The following is a 16,328-nucleotide window of genomic DNA, read 5'->3' on the forward strand; positions in this document are numbered from 1 at the left end:
TGGGGTGAGGGCAAGCGAACACCCCCAATGCAAGGGCTCACACCCTCATCAATGCCATGACCAACCCAGTTCCCTGCTACCACTGCGCCCTGCCCGTCCCGTCTGGCAGCCGCTTCACCGCCGTCGTCCTCGGGCAGGCCCGCGAGTTCTGCTGCCCGGGCTGTCAGGCGGTGGCCGAAGCCATCGCCGCCGGTGGTCTGGAAAGTTATTACCAGCATCGCAGCGAAGCCTCGGCCAATCCCGAAGCGCTGCCGGTGCAACTGAGCGATGAACTGGCGCTGTACGACCGCGCCGACGTGCAGCAACCGTTCGTGCGCCACGAAGGCGATCTGGCCGAAACCACCTTGTTGATGGAAGGCATCAGTTGCGCCGCCTGTGGCTGGCTGATCGAGAAACACCTGCGCACCCTGCCCGCCGTCGCCGAAGCGCGGCTGAACCTGTCCAACCATCGCCTGCACGTGCGTTGGGCCGACGCACAATTGCCGCTGAGCCAGATCCTCGCCGAGCTGCGCCACATCGGTTACGCCGCCCACCCCTATCAAGCCGATCGCGCCAGCGAACAATTGGCCAGCGAGAATCGCCTGGCCCTGCGCCAGCTCGGCGTCGCCGGTCTGCTGTGGTTTCAGGCGATGATGGCGACCATGGCCACCTGGCCGGAATTCAACATCGACCTCAGCCCCGAGCTGCACACGATCCTGCGCTGGGTCGCGCTGTTTCTGACCACACCGATCGTGTTCTACAGCTGCGCGCCGTTCTTCAAAGGCGCGATGCGCGATTTACGTACCCGCCACCTGACCATGGACGTTTCAGTTTCACTGGCGATCGGCAGCGCTTACATCGCCGGGATCTGGACGTCGATTACCGGGGTCGGCGAGCTGTACTTCGATGCGGTCGGCATGTTCGCCCTGTTTCTTTTGGCCGGGCGCTATCTGGAACGCCGCGCCCGCGAACGCACCGCTGCTGCCACCGCGCAACTGGTCAATCTGTTACCGGCCTCGTGCCTGCGCCTGGATAGCGATGGCCAGAGCGAACGGATCCTGCTCAGCGAGCTGCGTGTGGGCGAGCGGATTCTGGTGCAGCCGGGCTCGATTCTGCCGGCTGACGGCAAGATCATCGACGGTCAGTCGAGCATCGACGAATCGCTGCTGACCGGCGAATACCTGCCACAGCCGCGCACGCTCGGTGATGCGGTAACTGCGGGCACGCTCAACGTCGAAGGCGCATTGACCGTGCAAGTGCAGGCGCTGGGACAGGACACGCGTCTCTCCGCGATCGTGCGCCTGCTCGACCGCGCTCAGGCGGAGAAACCGCGTCTGGCGGAAATCGCCGACCGCGCCGCGCAATGGTTTTTGCTGCTGTCGCTGATTGCGGCGGCAGTGATCGGCCTGCTGTGGTGGCAGCTGGACTCAGTGCGGGCGTTCTGGATCGTTCTCGCCATGCTGGTGGCGACCTGCCCGTGCGCGCTGTCGCTGGCGACGCCGACCGCCCTCACCGCCGCCACCGGCACCCTGCACAAACTCGGCCTGCTGCTGACCCGCGGTCATGTGCTGGAAGGCTTGAACCAGATCGACACGGTGATTTTCGACAAGACCGGCACGCTCACTGAAGGCCGCTTGGTGCTGCGCTCGATTCGCCCGCTCGGGAGGCTGGACAGCGAGCAATGCCTGAGCCTCGCCGCTGCGCTGGAAAACCGTTCGGAACACCCGATTGCCCGCGCTTTCGGCCGTGCGCCGCTGGCCGCCGAGGACGTCCACAGCACACCGGGGCTGGGCCTGGAAGGCGTGGTCGGTGAGCAACGCTTGCGCATCGGTCAGGCGCCGTTCGCCTGTGCACTGAGCGGCGCGGCACTGCCGTCAATGCCTGATGAAGCCGGGCAATGGTTGCTGCTCGCCGACACACACGGACCGCTGGCGTGGCTGGTGCTCGATGATCGCCTGCGTGACGACGCCCCTGCCCTGCTCGCGGCCTGCAAAGCGCGGGGCTGGCGCACCTTGCTGTTGTCCGGCGACAGTTCGCCGATGGTCGCCAGTGTCGCCGCCGAACTGGGCATCGACGAGGCCCGTGGCGGCTTGCGCCCCGATGACAAACTGCAAGTGCTGCAGCAACTTCATCGCGAAGGTCGCAAAGTGCTGATGCTCGGTGATGGCGTCAACGACGTGCCGGTGCTGGCCGCGGCCGACATCAGCGTGGCGATGGGCTCGGCTACCGATCTGGCGAAAACCAGCGCCGATGCGGTGCTGCTGTCCAACCGTCTCGATGCTTTGGTGCAAGCTTTCACACTGGCGCGGCGCACGCGCCGGGTAATCATCGAAAACCTGCTGTGGGCAGCGCTGTACAATGGCCTCATGTTGCCGTTCGCCGCCCTCGGCTGGATCACTCCGGTGTGGGCGGCGGTCGGCATGTCGATCAGTTCGCTGACCGTGGTGCTCAACGCCCTGCGCCTGACTCGCCTGCCGAGCGCGCCGGCCGCCGGCAGCCCGACCCACACCCGTCCGCTGCCGGCCTGAGCCGCGCGGGCCTGGAGTTACCGATGCCAGCTCTCTATGTGATGATTCCCGCTGCCTTGCTGATCGTCGCCATCGCCGTGTACATCTTCTTCTGGGCGGTGGACAGCGGTCAGTACGACGACCTCGACGGCCCGGCGCACAGCATCCTGTTTGACGATCAGGATCCCAACCACACCGCTGCAGTGGACGAAGCCAACGCCGGCAAACCGGACGACAAGGCGCCACCCCATGCTTGAACTGGCGCCCCTGCTGGTCTCGGCGCTGATCCTCGGCCTGCTCGGTGGCGGCCACTGTCTGGGTATGTGCGGCGGCCTGATGGGCGCGCTGACCCTGGCGATTCCCAAAGAGCAGCGCAGCCGGCGCTTTCGTCTGTTGCTGGCGTATAACCTCGGGCGGATTTTCAGTTATGCCACGGCGGGATTGCTCATCGGCCTCGCCGGCTGGGCAGTCGCCAACAGCCCGGCGGCGCTGTTCATGCGCGTGCTGGCCGGGTTGCTGCTGATCGCCATGGGTTTGTACCTGGCCGGTTGGTGGAGCGGGCTCACGCGTATCGAAGCGCTCGGGCGTGGTTTGTGGCGTTTCATTCAACCGGTGGCGAATCGCTTGCTGCCGGTTTCCAGCCTGCCGCGTGCCTTGCTGCTCGGTGCGCTGTGGGGCTGGCTGCCGTGCGGGCTGGTTTACAGCACCCTGCTGTGGAGCGCGAGTCAGGGCAATGCGCTGGACAGTGCGTTGCTGATGCTCGCTTTCGGCCTCGGCACCTGGCCGGTGCTGCTCGCCACCGGGCTGGCGGCTGAACGGGTCACCGCGATCTTGCGCAAACGCAGCGTGCGCATGGCGGGTGGCTTGCTGGTGATTGTGTTTGGCCTGTGGACCTTGCCCGGGCCGCATCAGCATTGGCTTATGGGCCATTAAATGTGTGGGGAGGCCTTCGCGAGCAGGCTCGCTCCCACAGGTCTTGAGTACGCTGCAAATCCAATGTGGGAGCGAGCCTGCTCGCGAAGACGCCCGCACGAACAACACAAATCCTCGCCGTTGATGCAAATCAACATGCCCTGTAACGCCCTCCCCTAGACTCGCCACACTGCCAGCCTATCCGGGGGAATGCCCGCATGCTCGACGCCATTCGTTGGGACTCTGATCTGATCCGCCGCTACGATCTGGCGGGGCCACGCTACACCTCGTACCCGACCGCCGTGCAATTTCACGGTCAGGTCGGCACCTTTGACCTGTTCCATGCCCTGCGCGACAGCCGCAAGGCGCAGCGGCCATTGTCGCTGTACGTGCATGTGCCGTTCTGCGCGAACATTTGCTACTACTGCGCCTGCAACAAGGTCATCACCAAGGATCGCGGCCGTGCGCAGCCGTATCTGCAACGGCTCGAGCAGGAAATCCAGTTGATTGCCTGCCACCTCGACCCGGCGCAAACCGTCGAGCAACTGCATTTCGGTGGCGGCACGCCGACCTTTCTCAGCCACGACGAGTTGCGTCAGTTGATGGCGCACCTGCGCAAGCATTTAAATCTGCTCAACGATGACTCGGGCGATTACGGCATCGAAATCGACCCGCGCGAAGCCGACTGGTCGACCATGGGCCTGCTGCGCGAACTGGGTTTCAACCGGGTCAGCATTGGCCTGCAAGACCTTGACCCGGCGGTGCAGCGCGCAGTCAATCGCCTGCAAAGCCTGGAAGAAACCCGCGCGGTGATCGATGCGGCGCGCACTTTGCAGTTTCGCTCGATCAACATCGATCTGATCTACGGCCTGCCGAAGCAGACACCGGACAATTTCGCCCGCACCGTCGAGGAAGTGATCAGCCTGCAACCGGATCGCCTCTCGGTATTCAACTATGCGCACCTGCCGGAACGCTTCATGCCCCAGCGCCGAATCAACAGCAGCGAACTGCCGAGCCCGGCGCACAAGCTGGAAATGCTCCAGCGCACCATCGAGCAATTGACCGCTGCCGGCTACCGCTACATCGGCATGGACCACTTCGCCCTGCCTGATGACGAACTGGCCATCGCTCAGGAAGAGCACACCCTGCAACGCAATTTCCAGGGTTACACCACCCACGGCCATTGCGACCTGATTGGTCTGGGCGTGTCGGCGATCAGCCAGATTGGTGATTTGTACTGCCAGAACAGCAGCGACCTCACTGCCTATCAGAACAGCCTGGCCAGCGCGCAGCTGGCGACCAGTCGCGGCCTGGTGTGCAACGCCGACGACCGCTTGCGCCGCGCAGTGATTCAGCAACTGATCTGCAATTTCAAACTTGAATTCGCCGAGATCGAGCAGCAGTTCAACATCGATTTTCAAGGCTACTTCGGCGCGCTGTGGCCGCAGTTGCAAAGTATGGCCGAGGATGGCCTGATCAGGCTCGAGCGCGAGCGCATCGAGGTGTTGCCGGCGGGCCGATTGCTGGTGCGCTCGGTGTGCATGGCCTTCGATGCGTACCTGGAGCAGCAGAACCGCCAGCGTTTCTCGCGAGTGATTTAAGGCTTGGTCAGCAACGAGCCGACCTTGAGGTTCTGATCGGGATTGAGCGCCGACTGGTTCATGACTTTCGACAAGGAAAGATTGGCAGTGATCAAGCCACTGTTGAGGGCGGCGATGGCGCCACGTAATGCGGCGAGCTTGTTGATCTTTTCCTCGTTGGAGAGGGTTCTGTCTGACATGACCGCCGCCATGCGGGCTTTTTTCTCGATGATTTCTTTTTGGATTTTGCGAATCATCTTCAGCAACTGCTGGATGTGCTCCGGCAAGCCACTGTTGTCGATGTCACTGTTTTCGCCGCCGACCGCGGCGGATTTGGCGATGGCCGCGCCGGACAGCGACACTTTGACGCCCTCGACCAAGGTCGGGGTTGCCGTATTCGACAAGGCGTCGTCGCGGTCGATTGCAGCGTCGGGACCGGTTACCTCCGGCGAAGCAGCAATGCCGCTGCTACCGGGGCTTAGCGTGCCAATGGCGGTCATCGGGGCCTTCTTTGGATGAGTACTGATAACGGGTTATCGGCCGCCGGTGCTGCGGCTTTATGTCTGTAGGACAACGCCGCCGCGTGCTGGCCTGAATGTCCTTCCGTGGGTTACCCTTACGGCTTATGTGTGTTTTCCCACAAGGATTGAAGAAATGTCCGAGCCAGTCAAACTGCGCGCTCACAACCAGGCCCACTGCAAGGATTGCAGCCTGGCCCCGCTCTGCCTGCCACTTTCTCTGAATCTGGAAGACATGGATGCGCTCGACGAAATCGTTAAACGCGGCCGCCCGCTGAAGAAAGGCGAATTCCTGTTCCGCCAGGGCGACACCTTCGATTCCGTTTATGCAGTCCGCTCCGGCGCCCTGAAGACCTTCAGCCTGAGCGATGGCGGCGAAGAACAGCTGACCGGCTTCCACCTGCCGAGCGAACTGGTCGGACTGTCGGGCATGGACACCGAAAAACACCCGGTCTCGGCCCAGGCGCTGGAAACCACTTCGGTTTGCGAAATCCCCTTCGAACGCCTCGACGAACTCGCGCTGCAATTGCCACAACTGCGCCGCCAATTGATGCGGGTGATGAGCCGCGAGATCCGCGACGATCAGCAAATGATGCTGCTGCTGTCGAAGAAAACCGCTGACGAGCGCATCGCCACTTTCCTGGTCAACCTGTCGGCACGCTTCCGCGCTCGCGGCTTCTCGGCCAACCAGTTCCGCCTGAGCATGTCGCGCAATGAAATCGGCAATTACCTGGGCCTGGCGGTGGAAACCGTTTCGCGGGTGTTCACCCGCTTCCAGCAGAACGAGCTGATTGCCGCCGAGGGCAAGGAGATTCACATTCTCGACCCGATCCAGCTGTGCGCGCTGGCCGGCGGTTCGATCGAAGGCTGATCACGACCCGCGGTTGAGCGAATCGTTTCAGCCGCGGGTATACTGCGCCGTTTGCAGCCCTGCCAGGACACCCCGATGGTCTTCGACTCCTTCGACATCAAATCCCTGATCCGCCCCGTGATCGACTTCCCAAAGCCGGGCGTGATCTTTCGCGACATCACCCCGTTGTTCCAGTCGCCGACGGCCCTGCGCCTGGTGATGGACAGCTTCGCCCACCGCTACGTCGAAGCCGACTTCACCCACATTGGCGCAATGGATGCCCGTGGCTTCCTGATCGGTTCGGTACTGGCCTATCAGTTGAACAAGCCGCTGGTGCTGTTCCGCAAGCAAGGCAAACTGCCGGCGGACGTGCTTGCCGAAGGTTATGCGACCGAGTACGGCGAAGCGTTTCTGGAAGTGCACGCCGACAGCCTGTGTGAAGGCGATTCGGTGGTGATGTTCGATGACCTGATCGCTACCGGCGGCACGCTGATCGCAGCAGCCAACCTGATTCGCCGCATGGGCGCGCGGGTGCATGAAGCGGCGGCGATCATTGACCTGCCAGAGCTGCAAGGCTCGCAGCGCTTGCAGGACATGGGTATCCCGACGTTCTGCCTGACGCAGTTTGCGTTGACTGATAAATAAGCAGCGTCTGACAGGCCGCTTTCGCGAGCAGGCTCGCTCCCACAGGGGAATGCATTTCAACTGTGGGAGCGAGCCTGCTCGCGAAGGGGCCTTCAGCTCCACCGCAAAATCGAAAGCCCTATCTGCGTTCTGATGATCTCGTCCATCACTTCCCTGTCCCGCCGCGTCTTCTTTGATTGCCGGTGCTGACGATCAAACCAGCGAAACTTCAACTCAGCGACCCGGATCCGGCTTGATCGCGATATCAGGCACCGGCTGGTAGTAAGGTCCGTAGTCCAATAGCAATTCCTCTCCCTTCTTGATATCCGACAGTGCTACGTAGAACGTCAGGTTTTTCCCGACCGAGATGGAGGTGACATTGTTCGACTTCCACACAGGCCCGTTTTTCAGTTGCGAAGTATTGACCAGGCTCAGAGTATTCCCCGTATGCAGCCCGCTGACGGTGCGCGTATCCGAAAGTGTGCCGAAAATATAGGTCAGGACCGCCTCAGAACCTTGCTTGCGTTGCTCTTGAAACAATGACGCCTCTGATGGATGGTATTTGCCCGCATAAGGTCCGAGCACTTCAAACTGGGGAATATCGCGCCGCGCGCATACGCAAGCGCCGCGGGCCGGCCCATCATCATCCATTGCAGCGACCACTTTCAGGCATTCATCAAATCGGGACTGGTGTTGCCCCTCGGTACGCAGCCAGTCTTTGATCGACGCCTTGATCTGGGTCGACACCCGCTCCTTCGTTGCACTATTGAGTCCGTCAAGCAGACCATTCCAGTAGGCGATACGGATCTCGTCAATGGGCCCTTCAAGTGACCGGGTCAAGCTGAGTCTCGGGTTCGCCGGATCCTGCAGAATCGGCAGCGTATTGTCGATCTGGTGGCGACGTAACGGTCGAGAACCTCCGGGCACGATTTCGACCACGTCGGGCTCGACTGCCGAGGACGGGCCGGGGATTTGCGGATCTTCGAATCTGCTCCGCCTGGCAGATTTCAACGGAGGGTCGAGAGGGTCGGTCGCCGGTCGTTTTCGTGTCGTATCCGCCTGCTCAGCGGCAGCGTGCTGTGCACGATCGAGGCGGCTCACAGCCGCCTCTTTCAGGGAACCGTCACCGTCGACAAACCGCCCCCAACTGACCGGATTGAACTGGTGTTGACGCATGAACTGCGCGGAAGTTACCGAGTTATCGGCCTTCCCGAGCTGCGTGCGCCATTGGCGTAAATGGTCATCGGTGATCAAGTTATAGGTGCGACCAGCCAGCCGGTTCATCAGCGCCTCGCCGTTGGGCCCCAAGCTGCCATTTCGCCGCACATACGATCTGAATGTTCCGGGATTGAGATGGTGAAGCCCGGCGTAACCTTGCAGGGTCATTGCATCACGAGCCTGCTGCGTCATGCTTTGCCAACGACGAATGTTGATTTCGCTCACCTCATTGAAAGGCAAAGCAGCGAGACGATCACGCACAATCACGCCAGCAGCACTTAACTGACCTCCGGGCTGCACGTAATATTCAAAGGTTTTGGGCGCGAGATTATGCCTGTGGGCAAATCCCTTGCGGGTAATATCCAACTGCTCCTTGGGCGGTAACGCTTCCCAGGCCCGCAGGTGCTCAGCCGTGATGGTCTGTTTTTTGGCTGCCGCATCCGTTTCTGTTCCAACTGAAGGTGACTTGGTGTTTGCACCTGCCCGATCCAGACGTCGCCGCGTTTTATCTTTTAATGAACCATTGGCCTTGACGTAATTTGTCCAGTTTAGCGGGTTGAGTCTGTTGCGACTGACGAACTGCTCTGGTGTAACGGAGTTGTCCGCACTGGCAAACAGCGTGCTCCATTGACGTAGATGCTCATCAGTAATCGGGTTGTAGGTGCCTCCTCCTGCCTTGAACAGCAGAGCTTCACCTATTGATGTCACGCGCCCATCCGTCTGCAGGTAATTTTTAAGTGTGCTCGGATGGAGATGGTACTGACCGGCGAATCCCTCCAGGGTCGTTACGTCTCGCACTTGCGCCGTCATGCCTCGCCAGGTCTGGATGTGCATGGCGGTGACCTTATTGAAAGGCGTGCTCGCTGGGCGGTCACGCACAAGAACACCAGTGGTGCTTAGCTGGCCGTCAGGCTGTACGTAGTAGTCAAAGGTTTTCAGGGAAAGATGCTGCTGATGAGCAAAGCCCTGCGGGCCGAGTCTGCGCTGTTCCTCGGGCGCCAAGGCCTCCCAGGCGCGCAAATGCTCGCCAGTGATCACGTTCCTGCGTACACCGGGCGCCTGAACGGGAGGCAGCTGGTGGGAGGGCTGCGCACGTTGCAGACGTTGCGCGGTCGCCTCCCTCAAGGATCCATCGGGTTTGACCTGAAATTTCCAAAGATTGGGATCCAGCCCGTGCTGACGCAGGAACGCCTCTTGAGTGACCGAGCCGTCCGCTTGCGCCAGGAGCCTGCTCCACTGGCGTATATGCTCGTCGGTAATCGTGTTGTAGGAACCTCCAGCGAATTTGAATAATAGGGATTCGCCGCTGGGCGTCAAAACACCGTTGGGCCGTATGTAAGTTCTGAACGTATTGAGATTGACATGGTGATGCGCGGCAAATCCGTCTGTGGTCATTGCATCCCGCGCCTGCTGTGTCATGTTTTGCCAGCTGCGGATGTGCACTTCGTTTATCTCATTGAAGGGGGCGTCAGTCGGACGATCACGGACCAGCACACCTGTAGCGCTCAGTTGGCCGTCAGGCTGCACACAGTGCTCGAAGGTTTTTACCGACAGATGATGCTCTCGGGCAAATCCCTTTCGGGTCAACCGCAGCTGTTCCTCGGATGACAAGGCCTCCCAGGTTTGCAGATCGGCAGCGGAAATTCTCTTTATGCTGCCATGTCCCGTGCGAACTGCTGCAGCGCTGGCCCGCGCGACACGTCGCACGGCCGCTTCCTTCAACGAGCCATTGTGGTTGACGTATCTTTCCCAAAGTCGTGGATCGAGCCTGCGCTGCGTCTGGAACTGGTTTGCCGTGAGTGAGTTGTCCGGTTGCTCGAACAACTCTTGCCACTGAACCAAATGATCATCGGTAATTCTGTCATACGTGCCACCACCCGCCCGGAACATCAGCGATTCGCCCATAGGCCCGAGGCTGCCATCCAAACGGACATAACTTCTGAACGAACGCGGATTAAGGTGGTGATAAGCGGCGAACCCGTCCATGGTCATGGCATCACGCGCCAGCTGTGTCATGTTCTGCCAGCTCTGGATCCGCGTTGCAGTGATCTCATTGAAGGGTGTTCCGGCGACACGGTCACGCAGGAGCACGCCGGTTTCACTCAGTTGGCCATCAGCGTTCACGTAATGTTCAAAGGTTTTTACGGAGAGGCGATTCTGCCGTGCGAAGCCCTGCCGGGTGAGTCTCGACTGCTCCTCGACTGGCAATGCCTCCCAGGTGCGCAAATGTTCGGCGGTTATTTCTCCACCACCGGGCACACCCAGGCGTTGCCACTGATCGCCCTGAATATGCTGCACGAGCAGCTCGGTTTGCCGGTTGTTGTGATAGACCCGCGCCTGAAGAAAACCGTCCTGCGTACGCGCGATCTGTCGCACCTCGTACACAGCGGCTGTACCTCGGTGATCTGTATGACGAATGTGGGACAGGTGCCCGTCGGCTGCAACATACACACCTTGAGTGTTACGCGTGAGCCCGGCGATACGTGACTCGGGAACGGCGAAACGACCGTAGCGCTTATGGCTCAGCGCCTGCGCCTGGCCGATGTGCGCAGTCGACACATGACCTGCAACAGCCTGAGTCGCGACGTCGAATTGGTCCAGCGCACTGCCGAAAGGCCTCATGGAATCGGCGTCAAAGGCATACCAATGTCCGCCCCTGAGGACCGCAGCGACCTCCAACTTCTGGCCCGCTACATTCAACCCCCCGATCGCCGCAGCGTCGTACTGTTTGCTCACCGCCTTCAAGACATCGTAACTGGCGGCCGCCCCCCTGAGCCTGTTGATCGCTCTGCCGCCTTTGGACAATACGTACAAGCCGCCAACGCCGACAAGTCTGGCCAAATCTCCCAATCCACTGACGGGATTGAGCATTTCTATGGCCGACACACCGATGACGTTGACCGACCTCAGTACCCTGGCTCCGGCAGAAACGGCAGTACGTCCGATCTTCAGGAGTTTTCCGGCAGTTGCAGCGCCAGCAGTGAGAAATCCGAATACGTCCAGCAGCAGATCAAATGCTGCCTCGCCATAACTGCCGGCCTGAAGATTGACTATCGCAGAACGGAAAGGAATCAGGTTCAGCAGAAAATCGTTCAAGGGCCTGGGAGCGAAATACGCATCTAACGGGGTTTGCCCGCGTGCCAATTGTTTTATTGCAGGATCATCGAGATCAAGGTGCTGGAGAAATACATCGGCAATGCAACGGGCCCGAGCGCTGTGGAAGCTGTTCAACAGCGAGTCGTTCGAAGATCGCTCGTGATCGAGATCATTTCCGGTGTCTCGTGGTTTAAGCTCTTTGGTCGCAAAGTATTTGTTGGCATCTCTTGATTGCCTGCTCTTCGCTCTGTACAGGTTCGCCTGTGCAATCGTACCTTTCTCGAAATTGATCTCGTACGCTTGAAAGTTTCCGCGCAACTCGGTTCTGAGGAGCAGCCAAGGCTCTTTTTGTTCCGGACTATTATTGAAAAAACCGTCGGATGTATACGAACTTTCCTGGAAGAAGGTGAGTTTTGCGAATTGCAGAGTCTTCCTGTCTGCCAATGGAAGCTGCGCGATCATGTGCCTGATCGTTGTAGCGACGGCAGATTTTTTTTCTCTGATTGCAGTGGCGAACTGCTCTTCGAAAACCGCCAGTACGCCAAATGTCGGATTATCGTTTACAGCGTCTAGCGGGAGGCGAGCGTCGCTTGACGTGAGGGGCCGCAGATTGGGCAGGTCCATCATCGCGTAATCCAGAAGCGAATGAGTCCCGGCGAATCCTCTTTGGCCGCTCTCCCCTCGATAGATATCTGTACTGAGCGCCTTCACTTCAAACAGCGCGCCTAGATCACCGAATCGCTTCTTCAGGATTGTCAGTGCGATTTCTCTGCGCGTTGGTAGCTCCCGGGTAAGTATGCTGGAGGCAGTAAGCCGCTCATCAAGTTGTGCGTTGAATGCGTTTCTCGCCGCTTCAAGCGTCGCGACCGTGTACGTATCATCGTGGTTTTTTTTTATCACTCCGTTGGCTATTGCCCAATCCAGTACTGAAACTGTCTGGGCGCGTTGAGTGGCGGCGGTATCGATCTCGCGAAATTGATCAGCATCACTCATGACCTGAGCGAACGTCATGTCGAGAACCTTGCCCGGGTGCAAAGCCTCTATCGTCATTGCCGCGATCGTCACGTTGGCCCAGGCCTGACTGCCGATGGTTACATTAGGAGGAATCTTCTGAATCAACAGAGACGGGGCAATTCTGGCAATCAGGATGCGGGCACCGACTTGTGCCATTGCGGCGCTGGTGCGACCGGTCGATCTCAAGTGCTCAGCAAGACCATCCACGACCGCGCGAGGAGCCTCTCCCCAATACTGCTCACTGGCCAGATCAAAACCAGCGATTTTATTGCGATCGGGGGCGAAGATTGATTCAGGATCCATCTGCAGAGCAATTCCGGCCAGCAGGTAATCCGTGACGCTGCTATCGCTTTCCATGCCCTGCATTTTATGTTGCAGCGCTTTGCCCATCAGCTGCCCCTGGGGAGAACCGACCAACGCCTCCAGCATCTTCGCCGGCTCATGCTGCGCCATTATGGGGATGGGGTCGCAATAGTTCAGGAACTCCAGCACACCGCCTTTGGTTTGCATGACCAGCGGCTGATCGCCCAAATGGTGTTGATGGCTCATTGTGACAAGACGCAAGCGGCGCTGCTCGTCCGTGCTCAAGGGAATCGACCATGACAACGCTCCTCCGAGATTGCCCAAGGGGCGCACCTCGGCGCTGGCGGTTTTGGCGAGGTCGGCAGGTAACGCACTACCGCCGTTTGATCGCTCCAGCGGGGTCAACGACTCGACTTTGTCGGGGGGTGGGTGCGCGTGGTTATCAGATGTACGGGCTACTGACGGAAGATGTGTGGGTGCTGGGGTAATGCCGGTCATGAAAAATACCTGTCCTTGGTAAAAAGTCATCCTGCTGTACTGCTCTCAGGGAATGTACTTGCCAATCCGATATGCAGTCATCCCGCGCCCGCGGTGAATTTGATTCAAATTATCTTCGCAGTCCCTCCGGGCGAGCTTGCTCACAAGCAGCCCTCACGCTTTGGTCAAAGCCCCATCTGCTTGCTGATGATTTCGTTCATCACTTCCCGCGTTCCGCCGCCAATCGACAGAATGCGGTTATCCCGATACAGCCGCTCCACCAGGCTTTCACGCATGTAACCGAGCCCGCCAAGAATCTGCACGGCTTCGGTGGTGATCCGGTCCGAGGTGTCGGTGGCGAAGTTCTTCGCCATGGAAATTTCCTTGATTACGCTGTGCCCCGCCGCCATTTTCGCCGCTTGCCGATATGTGAACTCGCGCGACACTTCCAGCGCCGTGGCCATTTCGGCGAGCCGATGTTTGATCACCTGAAATTTGCCGATGGGTTTGCCGAACGCCTCACGCTCGCGCGCCCACTTCAGGCTCTCCTCCAGCGCCAATTGCGCCGTCATGTTGGCCATCAATGCCAGCGCCAGGCGTTCGCTCTGAAAATTGCCCATGATGCAGGCGAAGCCCATGTTCTCGGCGCCGATCAGGTTGCCTGCCGGCACGCGGCAATCGTCGAAGAACAATTCAGCGGTGTCCGACGCCCACCAGCCCATTTTCTTCAATTGCCGACCGACACTGAAACCCGGCGTGCCCTTCTCGATCAGCAACAAACTGATGCCGCCAAACCCCGGCGCACCGGTGCGCACCGCGACCGTGTAGAAATCCGCGCGCACGCCGCTGGTGATGAAGGTTTTGCTGCCACTGACCCGGTAGAAGTCACCGTCACGCACGGCGCGGGTTTGCAGGTTGGCGACGTCGGAACCGCCGCCGGGCTCGGTCACCGCCAGGGCGCTGATCTTTTCGCCGCTGAGCACTTGGGGGACGACCCGCTCGCGAACTTCTGGCCGCGCCCATTTGACGATCGGCGGCAAACCGATATCCAGCGAACCCAACCCCGCCACCAGCCCGCCTGAGCCACAGCGCATCAGCTCCTCACTGGCGGCGACCTTGGCGAACAGATCGCCTTCATGGCTGCCGCCAAGCGCTTCGGGGTAACCAATACCGAGAATGCCCGCCGCACCGGCCTTGAGGTACAGCTGACGGGGAAAGCTTTCGGCTTCTTCCCACTGATTGATGTCCGGCAGGATCTCGCGTTCGACGAAACGTCTGACGCTGTCGCGGACCAATTGGTGGCTGGGGTCGAAGTATTCCTGAAAGGCAGGCATGGGCGAGCTCCACGGAAGGGTTCGCCGACGTTAACCGAGCGCTTGCTTGGTTATCAATGAAATTGTGTGAATCAGATGGACCGCGGCGCGCCATTCGCGAGCAGGCTCGCTCTCACAGGGGATTTGTGAACGACACAAAACCAATGTGGGAGCGAGCCTGCTCGCGAAGGCGTCAGTTCAGACGCCGCAAATTCAGAGGGAAATCGGTTTACGCCCGGCAAACGAATGCGCCAGCGTGCCGCCGTCGACCAGCTCTAGTTCACCGCCCAATGGTACGCCGTGGGCAATCCGCGAGGCGACCAGGCCTTTGTTGTTGAGCAACTGCGCGATGTAATGCGCCGTCGCTTCGCCTTCGACCGTCGGGTTGGTGGCGAGGATGACTTCGGTAAAGGTCCCCGCCTCTTCTATCCGCGCCATCAGTTGCGGAATCCCGATCGCTTCCGGCCCCAGGCCATCCAGCGGCGACAAGTGCCCCTTGAGCACGAAATAGCGGCCACGGAAGCCGGTCTGCTCCACCGCATAAACGTCCATCGGCCCTTCGACTACGCACAGCAGTGTGTCATCGCGGCGCGGGTCGGCGCATTGCGGGCACAGATCGTCTTCGGTCAGCGTGCGGCACTGGCGGCAATGGCCGACGCCTTCCATGGCCTGGCTCAAGGCCTGGGCCAGACGGGTGCCGCCGCTGCGATCACGTTCGAGCAACTGCAACGCCATGCGCTGAGCGGTTTTCTGACCCACGCCTGGCAAGGTGCGCAGAGCGTCGATCAGTTGGCGAATCAAGGGGCTGAAGCTCATGGGTAAACAGTCCGACTAAACAACGAGACGCGGTTTATACCCGCGCCTCTGGCCAGCGTCAAATCCTCAGTCCTGGGCGACCCGGACCACCAGTTTGCCGAAGTTGCGCCCTTCCAGCAGACCGATGAACGCCTCGGGCGCCTGCTCCAGGCCTTCGACCACATCCTCGCGGAACTTGACCTTGCCGTCGCGTACCCACGGCACCATGTGGCTGATGAATTCCGGCTGACGATCACCGTAATCGTCGAAGACGATGAAGCCCTGAATACGCACACGCTTGGTGAGCAATGTGCGTTGCAGCATCGGCAGGCGATCCGGGCCGGTCGGCGCTTCGGCGGCGTTGTAACCGGCGATCAGGCCGCACAACGGGATGCGCGCCTTGGGATTGAGCAACGGCACGACGGCATCAAAGACATGGCCGCCGACGTTCTCATAATAAATGTCGATGCCGTTCGGACAGGCTTTGGCCAACTGTTTGGCGAAGTCATCGGCCTTGTGGTCGATGCAGGCATCAAAACCCAGCTCCTCAACGACGTATTTGCACTTCTCGGCACCACCGGCCACGCCGACCGCGCGCAGGCCTTTGATCTTCGCCACTTGCCCGACCACCGAGCCGACGGCGCCGGACGCCGCAGCCACCACCAGGGTTTCGCCTTCTTTCGGCTGACCGATGTCCATCAGGCCCATGTACGCGGTCATGCCCGGCATGCCCAGTACGCCGAGGGCCATCGACGGGCTCGGCAGGCCAGCCGGGATCGGCATGATGTTGCGACCGTCGCTGATGCTGTGGCTTTGCCAACCGGTGGCGCCAACCACCAGATCACCGGTGTGGAATTTCGGATGATTGGACTGCTCGACCCGGCTGACCGCGCCGCCAGTCATGACTTCGCCGATTTGCACCGGCGCGGCGTAGGACGGTGCGTCGCTCATACGTCCGCGCATGTACGGGTCAAGCGACAGGTACATGGTTTTCAGCAGCACCTGACCGTCCTGCAGATCCGGCAGCGCCTCGCGCTCGAGACGAAAGTTCTCCGGGGTCGGCGCGCCGCTCGGGCGCGAGGCGAGGACGAAGCGTTGATTGAGGGTGAGAGGGTCGGACATGTCAGCGTCTCCTGTGAATG

The 16,328-nt window shown here is 60.3% G+C and carries 11 protein-coding genes; 6 read left to right on the forward strand and 5 right to left on the reverse strand.

The annotated features are described in order from the left end of the window. Positions 1–56 precede the first annotated feature (56 nt). The 4 genes from KVG85_RS11135 (at position 57) to hemN (ending at position 4,999) form a co-directional block, all read left to right on the forward strand. Complete coding sequence (locus tag KVG85_RS11135; protein ID WP_217863883.1) at positions 57–2,507, forward strand: heavy metal translocating P-type ATPase; 2,451 nt, start codon at positions 57–59, stop codon at positions 2,505–2,507. Positions 2,508–2,530: 23 nt separating this feature from the next. Further along, positions 2,531–2,743, forward strand: a complete 213-nt coding sequence (gene ccoS, locus KVG85_RS11140; protein WP_039763029.1) for a cbb3-type cytochrome oxidase assembly protein CcoS — start codon at positions 2,531–2,533, stop codon at positions 2,741–2,743. After that, positions 2,736–3,419, forward strand: coding sequence for a sulfite exporter TauE/SafE family protein (locus tag KVG85_RS11145; protein WP_217863884.1), 684 nt, complete (start codon positions 2,736–2,738; stop codon positions 3,417–3,419). Before ccoS ends, KVG85_RS11145 begins: the two co-directional genes overlap by 8 nt. Positions 3,420–3,616: 197 nt before the next feature. Then, complete coding sequence (gene hemN, locus KVG85_RS11150; RefSeq protein ID WP_217863885.1) at positions 3,617–4,999, forward strand: oxygen-independent coproporphyrinogen III oxidase; 1,383 nt, start codon at positions 3,617–3,619, stop codon at positions 4,997–4,999. Here the strand turns inward: hemN and KVG85_RS11155 are convergent. Beyond that, a complete protein-coding gene (locus KVG85_RS11155; protein WP_217863886.1) occupies positions 4,996–5,478 on the reverse strand; it encodes a hypothetical protein in 483 nt (160 codons plus the stop codon). The two genes, hemN and KVG85_RS11155, sit on opposite strands and share 4 nt — an antisense overlap. A 154-nt stretch (positions 5,479–5,632) precedes the next feature. Here KVG85_RS11155 and fnr point away from each other — a divergent pair, with 154 nt between their 5' ends. Both fnr and KVG85_RS11165 read left to right on the forward strand, forming a co-directional pair. Continuing rightward, entirely contained in the window at positions 5,633–6,367 is a 735-nt protein-coding gene (fnr, locus tag KVG85_RS11160; RefSeq protein ID WP_123448571.1) for a fumarate/nitrate reduction transcriptional regulator Fnr, read from the forward strand. 75 nt (positions 6,368–6,442) lie between these two features. Continuing rightward, positions 6,443–6,991 (forward strand): adenine phosphoribosyltransferase, encoded by a 549-nt coding sequence (locus KVG85_RS11165; RefSeq protein ID WP_024012326.1) that lies wholly within the window; start codon positions 6,443–6,445, stop codon positions 6,989–6,991. 213 nt (positions 6,992–7,204) lie between these two features. Here KVG85_RS11165 and KVG85_RS11170 read toward each other — a convergent pair whose 3' ends face one another. The 4 genes from KVG85_RS11170 to curA all read right to left on the reverse strand — a co-directional run bounded on the left by KVG85_RS11170 (position 7,205) and on the right by curA (position 16,308). Continuing rightward, positions 7,205–13,099: an SET domain-containing protein-lysine N-methyltransferase gene (locus KVG85_RS11170; protein ID WP_217863887.1), complete on the reverse strand. Its 5,895-nt coding sequence runs from the start codon at positions 13,097–13,099 to the stop codon at positions 7,205–7,207. Between the two features lie 164 nt (positions 13,100–13,263). Continuing rightward, positions 13,264–14,412 (reverse strand): acyl-CoA dehydrogenase family protein, encoded by a 1,149-nt coding sequence (locus tag KVG85_RS11175; protein ID WP_217863888.1) that lies wholly within the window; start codon positions 14,410–14,412, stop codon positions 13,264–13,266. Between the two features lie 192 nt (positions 14,413–14,604). Beyond that, positions 14,605–15,207, reverse strand: coding sequence for a recombination mediator RecR (gene recR / locus KVG85_RS11180; protein WP_016773861.1), 603 nt, complete (start codon positions 15,205–15,207; stop codon positions 14,605–14,607). A gap of 66 nt (positions 15,208–15,273) precedes the next feature. Beyond that, entirely contained in the window at positions 15,274–16,308 is a 1,035-nt protein-coding gene (gene curA / locus KVG85_RS11185) for an NADPH-dependent curcumin/dihydrocurcumin reductase (RefSeq protein WP_217863889.1), read from the reverse strand. Between the last annotated feature and the right edge of the window lie 20 nt (positions 16,309–16,328).

Source organism: Pseudomonas triticicola (assembly GCF_019145375.1).
Lineage (GTDB): Bacteria > Pseudomonadota > Gammaproteobacteria > Pseudomonadales > Pseudomonadaceae > Aquipseudomonas > Aquipseudomonas triticicola.

Excerpts from the sequence above, each read along its gene's own strand:
- KVG85_RS11165 (WP_024012326.1), top strand. The coding sequence starts at position 6,443 with ATGGTCTTCGACTCCTTCGACATCAAATCCCTGATCCGCCCCGTGATC.
- fnr (WP_123448571.1), top strand. The coding sequence starts at position 5,633 with ATGTCCGAGCCAGTCAAACTGCGCGCTCACAACCAGGCCCACTGCAAG.
- recR (WP_016773861.1), bottom strand. The coding sequence starts at position 15,207 with ATGAGCTTCAGCCCCTTGATTCGCCAACTGATCGACGCTCTGCGCACC.
- ccoS (WP_039763029.1), top strand. The coding sequence starts at position 2,531 with ATGCCAGCTCTCTATGTGATGATTCCCGCTGCCTTGCTGATCGTCGCC.
- KVG85_RS11155 (WP_217863886.1), bottom strand. The coding sequence starts at position 5,478 with ATGACCGCCATTGGCACGCTAAGCCCCGGTAGCAGCGGCATTGCTGCT.
- hemN (WP_217863885.1), top strand. The coding sequence starts at position 3,617 with ATGCTCGACGCCATTCGTTGGGACTCTGATCTGATCCGCCGCTACGAT.
- KVG85_RS11175 (WP_217863888.1), bottom strand. The coding sequence starts at position 14,412 with ATGCCTGCCTTTCAGGAATACTTCGACCCCAGCCACCAATTGGTCCGC.
- KVG85_RS11145 (WP_217863884.1), top strand. The coding sequence starts at position 2,736 with ATGCTTGAACTGGCGCCCCTGCTGGTCTCGGCGCTGATCCTCGGCCTG.
- KVG85_RS11170 (WP_217863887.1), bottom strand. The coding sequence starts at position 13,099 with ATGACCGGCATTACCCCAGCACCCACACATCTTCCGTCAGTAGCCCGT.
- curA (WP_217863889.1), bottom strand. The coding sequence starts at position 16,308 with ATGTCCGACCCTCTCACCCTCAATCAACGCTTCGTCCTCGCCTCGCGC.
- KVG85_RS11135 (WP_217863883.1), top strand. The coding sequence starts at position 57 with ATGACCAACCCAGTTCCCTGCTACCACTGCGCCCTGCCCGTCCCGTCT.